A 9,206-nucleotide genomic window follows, 5' to 3' on the forward strand; every position below is an offset into this window, starting at 1 on the left:
GGTTGTCTGCCGGGCTGACGGGGTCCACAGTGACGTCGGACGACGGGCCGTCACATCAGTCAGTTGACGGCCGCCGGCACCCGCAGCCGGGGCGGTGCGCGGGGCGTGCGCGGCTCGCGGGACACGCGTTCCGCGCCGGCCCTGGGTCATGCGACGGTGCCGCCGTCGCCGTCGCCGTCGCCGCGGTCGTCGGGGAGCCAGTGCGGGTGGTGCTCGCGGGCCCAGCGCCGGCTCACGTACCCGGTGCGCATCCCCTGCCGTGCCTCCGGGTCCCGCCGGGCGCGGCGCACGTGCCCGGCGAGCGCGAGGGCGACGGCCCAGGCCAGGCAGTCGTGGACGAAGATCGCACTGGTGCGGGAGACGAACGGCAGCAGCCGGGTGAACCACATCAGCAGCCCGGTGGCCGTCATGACCAGGACCGCACCGGCGATCCAGCCCGCGTAGAGCTTCTGCCCGGCGTTGAACTTGCCCGCCGGACGGTCCCGCGGCGAGGTGCGGCGTCGACGCGCCGCCCGCAGCCAGCGCCGGTCGGCCGGTCCGAAGCGGTTCAGGCGGCGCAGGTCGGCGCGGAACGCGCGGGAGAGCAGTCCGAGCAGCACGGGGACCGGCAGCAGCAGGCCCGAGAACTCGTGGACGGTGGCCACCAGCCTGCGTCTGCCGACGAGTTGGGCGAGCGGGCCGAGGTACAGGCAGGCGGCGGTGGCCAGGCACACCAGCATCAGGTACCCGGTGGTCCGGTGGACCAGCCGCTCGGCGCGGGTGAACCGGCGGACCCGCCCGCCGTCGGCGTCAGGCGGCGCGGTCGGCGCCGTCGAGCCAGCCGTCGACCTCATAGCCGTACCCCTCCCAGTAGCCGGGCACGACCCGGTCGGTGACCGTGATGCCGGACAGCCACTTGGCGGACTTGTAGAAGTACATCGGCGCCACGTACAGCCGCGCCGGGCCGCCGTGCGCGTGGGTGATCGGCTTGTCCTGCATGGTCAGGGCGACCAGGACGTCGGGCCGCCGGGCCTGTTGCAGCGTCAGGCTCTCGCTGTACGCGCCGTCGAAGCAGGTGAAGCGGAGCGCGGCGCCCTCGGCGCGCACTCCGGCGGCGTCCAGCAGGTCGGCGAGCCGCACGCCCCGGAAGGGCGTGCCGTCCACCCGCCAGCCGTCGGTGCACACCGCGTCGCCGACGATCCGGCTCTGCGGGAGCGCGCGCAGTTCGGGGAGGGTGTAGGTGCGCGGCCGGTCGACCAGGCCGTCGATGCGCAGCTCGTAGTCGGTGTCGTCCTTGCGCGGCACCGAGCCGACGACGCTGTAGTAGCGGAAGCCGCCGGGGTCGGGCAGCAGGCCCGTCAGCCCGGTCGGATCGTGCTGGGAGGCGGCACCGAGGAAGCCCTCCCACCCGCGCTGCAGGTACGGGGCCGCGGCGAGTCCCGCGATCCCCGCGGCGAAGGTGCCGAGCAGCACCCGCCGCCCCACCGGCGCTCCCTCGGCGCGCCGTTCGGGTGCCTCGTCCGGCATGTCCCGTCCCCTCTCCCGGCCTCGAACCCGCAGACCTCAAAGTAACCGCTTTGAACGGTTACGATGCTGGCATGGGTCATGTGCTCCGTCAAGTGGCGCCCACACGTTGCCGCGCGACCGCACGCATGCAGGTGTCTCGGTGTCGCGGACCGCTGCGCCGGCCGGCGGCGGGTCATCGACGTGAGCGTGGGGACGGGCATGGCGGATGGAGACGACATCTCCGGGGCCTCACCTTCGCCCTCGGCCAAGGCCGCATCGGCCTGGTCGCCCCCAACGGCTCCGGCAAGAGCGCCTGCTCAAGCTGATCATCGGTCAACTGCGGCCCTTGGCAGGAACGGTGACGGTCACCGGCACCGCCGCATACCTGCCGTAGGACCTCCCGCTGGCCACGGACTTCGCGGTCGCCGACGTCCTCGGCGGCACCGAGGCGATCCGCGCCCTCGACGCGGTCGGGTCCGGGAACGTGGCCGAGGAGCGCCTCACCGTCATCGGCGACGACTGGGACGTCGGGGAGCGCACCCGTGCCCGGCTCGAACGGCTCGGCCTGGCCGACGTCCGCCCGGACCGGCGGCTGGGCCGCAGACCGCAGCCGCTGCTGGGGGGCGTCCTGACGGGGTTGCTCGCGGGCCACCGCGAGCCGTGCCTCGCGAAGGACCTGCGGGACGAGCTGGTGCTGAAGCACCCCGACCGCGAGCCCACCCCGCAGGTCGTGCGCAACACCCTCGAGTCGCTCGTCGCCAAGGGCCGCGTCAACCGCCACAAGGAGGAGCGGTCGGTGCGGTACACCCTCACCGACCGCGGGCGTCGCGCGACCCGCTGACCTGCGTGTTCGACGCACACGTGTTGACGTGTCGTACGGTGACGCTCTCGTCGGTTCGCACGAGGGGGTAGGAGATGACCGACCGCAGGACGCGTCCCGAGCTCACCGAGGCCGGACCGGACCGCTACCGTCGGCTGCCCGAGCGGATCCTGTCGGAGGACACGTTCATCGCCGTGCCGGTTCGCCCGGCCGATCCCGGGAGGGACGCGTTCAGCCACGACGAGTGGCTGGCCCGGAACGTCTGGTGCGGCACGCTGCTCTGAACGGCCGGGAGCTACGGGCCGGACCGGCTCCGCCTCGGCAGGCCCGGGCCGCGTCACCCGCAGCCCTCGGGGCCCACCCGGACCGGCGGCGTCGCCGGACGGACTGCCCCGCAGACCGGAGGGGCCCAGGCCGGTAGGTAGCCGGCACGCAGCCGTTGGTCTTGGCGGTGCCGCAGTGGGGCGGGAGCGTCATGGAGCGGGCCCCCGAGGCCGTGCGCACTTCTGGTGGGGCTGAGTCGGGGTGTCTTCGCTGCGGGTCATGCCGGGGCCGGGTCGTTCAGTCGAGCCGAGAGCCCCGGCCTGATCGACCGGAGGCGGGCTTGTGCGGACGTTCCCGGGTCTGCGTGAGAAGGGGTCAGGCAATGAGCACGTCACCGAGAGATCGGCCCTCACCTGCGTTCTTCCCCGGTCATTCAGGGAGGCTCCAACCGGTCGATCGCCCCAGGGTGTGACGACCGGGCGGCACGAGCGCAGGTCGATGACGGTGGCCCGGTGCGTCCACGAGCCGCCGACCGGCCCACCGGACATCGGGACCGGCCGCGGTGAAGTCACCTCCGATCAGGTCCGGTGCCAATGGTGTGGTCCGGTCCTGGACGGTGGTTCGGCGGTGTTCGCGCGAGTGACGACCGATGACCCCGTGCTCGCGGATCAGGCGGGCTGTCCGTTTGCGGTACGTACGGTCCCGTCCGGCCCGGAGTCTCCTGGCCCGCCGATCGGCGTGCGCGAACCGTCATCTGGAGCACACACAGCGGAAACTGATCCGTCATCAGATTCGTTTATCAACGTGAGTACGTGCGCGGGCCGACCAGGGGAGGGGGATACCGGTGCGTCGAATCGGCATGGTCGCGGCACTGCTGTCCGCCCTGGCCGGACTCCTGCTGGTGCTGACGGGTTCCGCGGTCGCGGAGGGGTTCCGACCCGGCCCGCCGGTTGTCGAGGTCTGCGTCGCCTCGTTGCCCGCCGAGCGGTCGGAGCCCGAGCAGGACCTGCCCGCCGGCGTCCCCGCGCGGCACGCCTCGCACGTGAGCGCCCGGCCGGGCTCCGGCACCTGCAACGGACTGCGGCCCGTCGGGCCCTACCACGCTCCCGCCGAGCCCGTCCTGCCGTCGTGCACGCCGCGCACCGGCCCCGGCGCGCCCCCGCCCTACCCGTCGAGACGGACCGGCGGCGCCACCGCCTCCGTGTTCCAGGTCTTCCGCTGCTGAGCTGACCCGGGCCCGCCACCGCCGACCCGTCGGCGCGGCACCGCCCTTCGCAGCACGGCACCGCCCCGCCGGACGGCGGGGCGTCACCCCTGGTTCACGTACGCCCCCGCGCCTCGCGCGGGGGTCATGGAGGCATGTCCCGATGGATCCCTTGCGCGACTGCGCCCGCACCTTCCGCGACCGCGCCGCCCGTGGCGGCCTGGAGTTCGCCGCCCTCGCGGCCGGACAGGCGCCGCAGGCGCTGTTCGTCACCTGCTCCGACTCGCGGGTCGTCCCGTCCCTGATCACCGGCGCCGCCCCCGGCGACCTGTTCGAGCTGCGCACGGCCGGCAACATCGTGCCGCCGTACAGCGTCGACCACCCGTCCGGCGAGGCCGCCACCGTCGAGTACGCCGTCGAGGTGCTCGGCGTGCGCGACGTCGTCGTGTGCGGCCACTCGCACTGCGGCGCCGTCGGCGCCGTCGTCCGCGGCGACGACCTGAGCGCCGTGCCCGCCGTGCGCGGCTGGCTCGCGGGCACCGACCCCGCCACGCTGACCACGGGGCCGGCCGAGGTCTTCGACCCTGCCGTCGCCGGCCCGGTGCAGCGGCACGTCCTGGCCCAGCTCGACCGGCTGCGCGGCTACCCGGGCGTCGCCCGGCGCACCGCGGCGGGCGACCTGCGGCTGCACGCCTGGTTCTACGAGGTCCACACCGGCCTCGTCCTCGCGCACCGGCCCGAGACGGACGCCTTCCTCCCGCTCTGACCGCTGCGCCCTGACCGCTGCGCCCTGACCGCTCCGGTCCCCGCCCGGGGTACCGGCGCGCCCGCTGCGGCCATCCCGGCCGCTCCGGCCGGTCCGGCTGTTCCGGTTCCGGCCCCCGTTCCCGCCGCACGGGCTCCTCCCGATGCGGCCCCTCCGCTCCGAGCGGCCCTCTCACCGGCCGTTTTTCCGACCGAACCCAAGAGGACCCCATGTTCCGAAAGATCACGTTAGACCCGTCGACGCTCCGGGCGGACTTCGCCGCCTCGCTCGTCGTCTTCCTCGTCGCCGTGCCGCTCTGCGTCGGCGTCGCCGTGGCCTCCGGCGTGCCCGCCGAACTCGGGCTCGTCACCGGCATCGTCGGCGGCCTGCTGACGGGCTTCCTGCCCGGCAGCAGTCTCCAGGTGTCCGGCCCGGCGGCCGGGCTGACCGTGCTCGTGTACGAGGCCGTCAGCGAGTACGGCGTGGCCGCGCTCGGCGTCCTCGTGCTCGCCTCCGGCCTGCTCCAGCTGCTCATGGGCGTGCTGCGGCTGGGCCGCCTGTTCAGGGCGATCTCCGTCTCCGTCGTGCAGGGCATGCTCGCCGGCATCGGCCTGGTCCTGATAGCCGGGCAGTTGTACGCCGTGGCCGGTGCCAAGGCGCCCGGCAACGGTCCCGCCAACATTGCCGGCCTGCCCGGCCTGGTCGCGGACACCGCCTCCTCCTCCACCGCCCTGGCCTCGTTCGCGGTCGGGGCCGGCACCGTCGCCGTCCTGGTGCTGTGGAAGCGCCTGCCCGCCAGGGTCCGCGCGCTGCCCGCGCCGCTCGCCGCGGTCGGCCTGGCGGTCCTCTCCGTCGCCGCGTTCGGGCTGCCCGTGGCGAAGGTCGACGTGAAGGGTCTGCTGGACGTGGTGCAGCCGCCGAGCGCGTCCTCGTTCGAGGTGCTGACCGGGCTCGGCGGGATCGCGACGGTGCTGGCGTTCACCCTGATCGCCTCCGCCGAGAGCCTGTTCAGCGCGGCGGCGGTCGACCGGCTGCACAGCGGGCCGCGCACCGACTACGACCGCGAACTGATCGCCCAGGGCGCAGGCAACACCGTGTGCGGGCTGCTCGGCGCGCTGCCGATGACCGCGGTGATCGTGCGCAGCGCCGCGAACGTCCAGGCCGGGGCCCGGACGAAGGCGTCCCGGGTGCTGCACGGCGTGTGGCTGCTGTTGTTCGCCGCCCTGCTGCCGGCCGCGCTCGGCGTCATCCCGCTGGCCGCGCTGGCCGGCGTGCTCGTGCACGCCGGGTTCAAGCTGCTGCCGCTGGGCTCGCTCGTCCCGCTGTGGCGCACGCACCGCGGCGAGGTCCTGGTGCTGACGGCGACCGCGGTGGCGATCGTCGCCACCAACATGTTCGAGGGCGTGCTCCTGGGGCTGCTGCTGGCCGTGCTCAAGGCGGCCTGGGAGACGTCGTCGGTGCACCTGGAGGTGGAGGACCTCCCCGCCGGGACGATCCTGGTGACGGTCTCGGGCAACGCCACCTTCCTGCGGCTGCCCCGCATCCTGGACACCCTGGAAGCACTGCCTCGCGACCGCCCGATCGAGCTCGACCTCACCGCGCTGCGCCACCTGGACCACGCCTGCCGGATGGCCCTGCAGGACTGGGCCGGACGCCACAACGCGCACGGCGTCGACCCCGTGCGCGTACCGGCCCTGCTCTGACCGGACGGCCCGCGCCGCGCCCGACGGCGCGGCGCGGGCCGCCCCGGTTCAGCCGTAGGCGTGGAACTCGGCGATCGACCACCAGGAGGTGGAGGTGCCGGTCTGGACGACCGGGCTTCGCCCTCAGGGCGGACACCCGGCGCCGGCAGGTCACCGTGCGCACCGTGGAGGGCGCCGAGTGGGAGCTCGGCTACGACCAGCTGGTCCTGGCCGCGGGCAGCACCACCCGGCTGTTCGACATTCCCGGCGTCACCGAGCACGCGCTCGGGATGAAGACCCTGGCCCAGGCCGCCTCCCTGCGCGACCACGTGATCGGCCGGCTGGACGCGGCCACCACCACGGACCCCGAGGAGCGGGCCGAACGTCTGTGCTTCGTGGTGGGCGGCGGGTACGCGGGCACCGGGACGGCCGCCTGCCTGGAACCGCTCACCCGGCAGGCGGTCCGGCGCTCCCCGTACGTGGACCCGTCCCTGCTCAGCCGGCACCTGGTGGACATCGCGCCGCGGCTGCTGCCGGAGATCGGCGAGCGACTCGGATCGGCCGCGACGGCGGTGCTGCGCGGTCGCGGCACCGAGTTCAGCCTGAACACCAGCGTGGTCCGGGTGACCCTCGGACGGTGGAGCTCACCGACGGCCGGACCCTGCGCAACCGGACCCTGGTGTGGACGGCCGGCGTGGCGGCCGGCCCACCCCATCCCGCCCGCGCCGACGCCGCCGGGACTCAGCGGCCGTACCTGCGGCGGACGTCCTCGCGGGTGCCGGACAGGCCGAAGCCGTCGGTGCCGCCTGACCGGTTCCGCCGGGGTCCGGGCGAACCCCCGGCGGAACCGCTCCTGCTACTGGCGGCTCCACTTCTGGTTGGATCCACCGGTGCAGGTCCACAGCTCGACGAGGGCGCCGTTGGCGCTGGAGGCGCCGCTGACGTCGAGGCACAGGCCGGACTGGACGCTGGTCACGGTGCCGTCGGCGTTGAGGTTCCACTTCTGGTTGGAGCCGCCGTTGCAGTCCCAGGTGTCCACCTTGGTGCCCGGCGTGGTCCCGAGCCCGTAGGCGTCCAGGCACTTGCCGCCGTAGACCCTCAACTCCTTGGCGGAGGTGACGGCCCAGATCTGGTTGACGCCGCCGTTGCAGTCCCAGATCTCCGTCTGGACGCCGTTGGCGGTGCTCGCTCCGGGCACGTCCAGGCAGCGGTTGGAGCCGGCGCCGCGCAGCACGGCGCCCACGTTGCCGGTGCCGTTGCCCCCCGGGTTGGTGCCGGTGCCCCAGCCCCACTGGAGCCGGTCGAGGCCGGACCGGTTGGTGACGGCCAGCGAGAGGTTGGTGCCGCTGCCGTTCAGGGTGGTGATGGCGCAGGAGGCGTTCTCGCAGGGCCCGGGGCCCTGGTTCTGGGTGGCTCCCTTGACGCCGGTCCACAGCACCGAGCCCATGCCCAGGCTGCGGACGGTGTCGGTGATGGCGTACAGGTAGGACAGGTCGTTGTTGCCGTCCTTGGGGCCGTTGTAGTCGACGCCGGTGTTCATGGGGACGCCGAACTCGGTGAGCACGGCGCGGTCGGCGTGACCGCACAGGCTGCTGGTGAAGTCGTCGACCCAGCCGGCCTCGGTGGCGTGGGAGTCGCCGAACATGCCGTAGATGTGGATCGACAGCAGGGTTCCGGACAGGCGGGAGTCGGCGCCGACCGCGCACAGATTGGTGTCGCTCCACAGACCGGGCACGATCACGTGGCCCCGCGGGACGCTGGAGTGGCGCGCCAGCCAGGCGGCCTCGAAGTTGGTGAGGTCCGTGGCGCTGTAGGCGTACGGCTCGTTCATGATGTCGAAGTAGAAGTTGCTCTTCGCGCCGTACTTGTTGATCATGGTGTCCCACATCTGGTGGAACGACGTGGTGTCACTGACCTTGCCGCCCTGCAGCCACGGCGCGACGATGACGTTCATGCCCAGCGCGGTGGCGGCGTCCAGCGCCGCGCTGTAGTTGCCCCACCACGCTCCCGAGGTGGTCGCCGCGTTGAACCCCATCCGGACGGTGTTGGCGCCCAGGCCCTGGAAGCCCTTGAGGATGGCCGTGGACTTCGCGTAGGTCGTCGCGTAGTCGTCCGCCGTCGACAGGCCCACGGGGATGTTGGGGCCCGTGATGAAGTTGTCGTCGGGATCGGCCCAGTTCACTCCGTGGAACTGGCTCGTGGCCGACGCCGCCGGGGCGAGGGCCACGGCGGCGTCGGGGGCGGGGGCGGTCGGCGTCGGCGACGCCGCTCCTGCCGTGCCGACGCTCACCAGCCCCAGCAGGGCCAGGGCCAGCGCCGTCGAGCCGGCGACCAGGCGCCGGGCGGCGCGCGGCCGGATGCGAGCGACCGTCGACCGTCGCTCCGGGCGGGCCGGCGCGTCCGGCCTCCCGTCGGCTGGACGCGCTTGGCGGCGAAGGGACATGGTTGTCATGTACATGCGATCTCCTGAGTCGGTCCGGGTGAACGCCAGGGAGGCGTCACCGCTGACAAGGGGTTGGGAGGAGCGACCTGTCGGTGGCGGTCGGGAGAGCGGCCTGTCGGCGGCAGCAGAGCGCCCGCTCTCGACACCCCGTCACCACCGCCCGGGTCAACTCCCGAGCACGGCAAGGTGCTTGAACTCACGACAGGAATGCGGGGCGACATCGCCCCCGGGCCCGACGAGCACGGCAGCGCACGGGGCCGACCGGGAGGAACCCCGGCCGGCGTCCGGCCCGGGTTCCCGCGGGGACCGGCGGTCGGTGACGTGCGGTCAGTGGGTGGAGGCACCCACCCCGCTGACCGTCCGTCCCCCTCCCGGCGGTCGCGGTCGGTCGCGGCCGCCGGGGATCGGGTGGGTCAGCGCTGGAGGGTGAGGACGCCCGGACGCCAGGGGAGCTGGTCGTAGGGGCCGGACGCGGTGGGGGACTTGCCCTGGTAGAGCAGTTGCAGGTTGCAGGGGTCGATGGTCATGGTCTGGTCGGGGTTGTTGCGGACCAGGTCGCCGTG

At 73.7% G+C, this 9,206-nt stretch carries 8 protein-coding genes and 2 pseudogenes; 6 read left to right on the forward strand and 4 right to left on the reverse strand.

Features of this window, described 5'->3' with window-relative positions; all coding sequences use genetic code 11:
* Positions 1-146 precede the first annotated feature (146 nt).
* Together OO48_RS15060 and OO48_RS15065 are read right to left on the reverse strand one after the other, a co-directional pair.
* Positions 147-833, reverse strand: coding sequence for a cytochrome b/b6 domain-containing protein (locus OO48_RS15060; RefSeq protein WP_081952134.1), 687 nt, complete (start codon positions 831-833; stop codon positions 147-149).
* Positions 790-1,506 (reverse strand): molybdopterin-dependent oxidoreductase, encoded by a 717-nt coding sequence (locus OO48_RS15065; protein WP_209439487.1) that lies wholly within the window; start codon positions 1,504-1,506, stop codon positions 790-792. The genes OO48_RS15060 and OO48_RS15065 overlap by 44 nt, the downstream gene beginning before the upstream one ends.
* A 574-nt stretch (positions 1,507-2,080) precedes the next feature.
* On the opposite strand from OO48_RS15065, the pseudogene OO48_RS15070 reads away from it, so the two are divergent.
* The 6 genes and pseudogenes from OO48_RS15070 to OO48_RS36245 all read left to right on the forward strand — a co-directional run.
* A pseudogene (locus OO48_RS15070) lies at positions 2,081-2,326 on the forward strand (BlaI/MecI/CopY family transcriptional regulator); the annotation flags it as partial.
* 74 nt (positions 2,327-2,400) lie between these two features.
* Complete coding sequence (locus OO48_RS15075; RefSeq protein WP_033216236.1) at positions 2,401-2,589, forward strand: hypothetical protein; 189 nt, start codon at positions 2,401-2,403, stop codon at positions 2,587-2,589.
* An 824-nt stretch (positions 2,590-3,413) separates the two neighbouring features.
* Positions 3,414-3,794, forward strand: coding sequence for a hypothetical protein (locus tag OO48_RS15080; RefSeq protein WP_157845458.1), 381 nt, complete (start codon positions 3,414-3,416; stop codon positions 3,792-3,794).
* A gap of 142 nt (positions 3,795-3,936) precedes the next feature.
* Entirely contained in the window at positions 3,937-4,539 is a 603-nt protein-coding gene (locus tag OO48_RS15085) for a carbonic anhydrase (RefSeq protein WP_033216240.1), read from the forward strand.
* Positions 4,540-4,748: 209 nt separating this feature from the next.
* Positions 4,749-6,221 (forward strand): SulP family inorganic anion transporter, encoded by a 1,473-nt coding sequence (locus tag OO48_RS15090; RefSeq protein ID WP_033216242.1) that lies wholly within the window; start codon positions 4,749-4,751, stop codon positions 6,219-6,221.
* A gap of 164 nt (positions 6,222-6,385) precedes the next feature.
* A pseudogene (locus tag OO48_RS36245) lies at positions 6,386-6,769 on the forward strand (FAD-dependent oxidoreductase); the annotation flags it as partial.
* A gap of 287 nt (positions 6,770-7,056) precedes the next feature.
* Here the strand turns inward: OO48_RS36245 and OO48_RS15100 are convergent.
* Together OO48_RS15100 and OO48_RS37410 are read right to left on the reverse strand one after the other, a co-directional pair.
* The gene (locus OO48_RS15100) at positions 7,057-8,658 is read right to left on the reverse strand and encodes a ricin-type beta-trefoil lectin domain protein (RefSeq protein WP_063830678.1); all 1,602 of its coding nucleotides are present in this window, start codon (positions 8,656-8,658) and stop codon (positions 7,057-7,059) included.
* Between the two features lie 398 nt (positions 8,659-9,056).
* Positions 9,057-9,206: non-reducing end alpha-L-arabinofuranosidase family hydrolase (locus OO48_RS37410; RefSeq protein WP_280842416.1), on the reverse strand; the 150-nt coding region annotated here is incomplete at its 5' end.

It is taken from the genome of Kitasatospora phosalacinea (assembly GCF_000716545.1).
In the GTDB taxonomy this organism is placed as follows: domain Bacteria; phylum Actinomycetota; class Actinomycetes; order Streptomycetales; family Streptomycetaceae; genus Kitasatospora; species Kitasatospora phosalacinea.

What these genes read in the sequence shown, in the direction of transcription:
- OO48_RS15060 (WP_081952134.1), bottom strand. Translation starts at nt 833, where the DNA reads ATGAGGTCGACGGCTGGCTCGACGGCGCCGACCGCGCCGCCTGACGCC.
- OO48_RS15065 (WP_209439487.1), bottom strand. Translation starts at nt 1,506, where the DNA reads ATGCCGGACGAGGCACCCGAACGGCGCGCCGAGGGAGCGCCGGTGGGG.
- OO48_RS15075 (WP_033216236.1), top strand. Translation starts at nt 2,401, where the DNA reads ATGACCGACCGCAGGACGCGTCCCGAGCTCACCGAGGCCGGACCGGAC.
- OO48_RS15085 (WP_033216240.1), top strand. Translation starts at nt 3,937, where the DNA reads ATGGATCCCTTGCGCGACTGCGCCCGCACCTTCCGCGACCGCGCCGCC.
- OO48_RS15090 (WP_033216242.1), top strand. Translation starts at nt 4,749, where the DNA reads ATGTTCCGAAAGATCACGTTAGACCCGTCGACGCTCCGGGCGGACTTC.
- OO48_RS15100 (WP_063830678.1), bottom strand. Translation starts at nt 8,658, where the DNA reads ATGTACATGACAACCATGTCCCTTCGCCGCCAAGCGCGTCCAGCCGAC.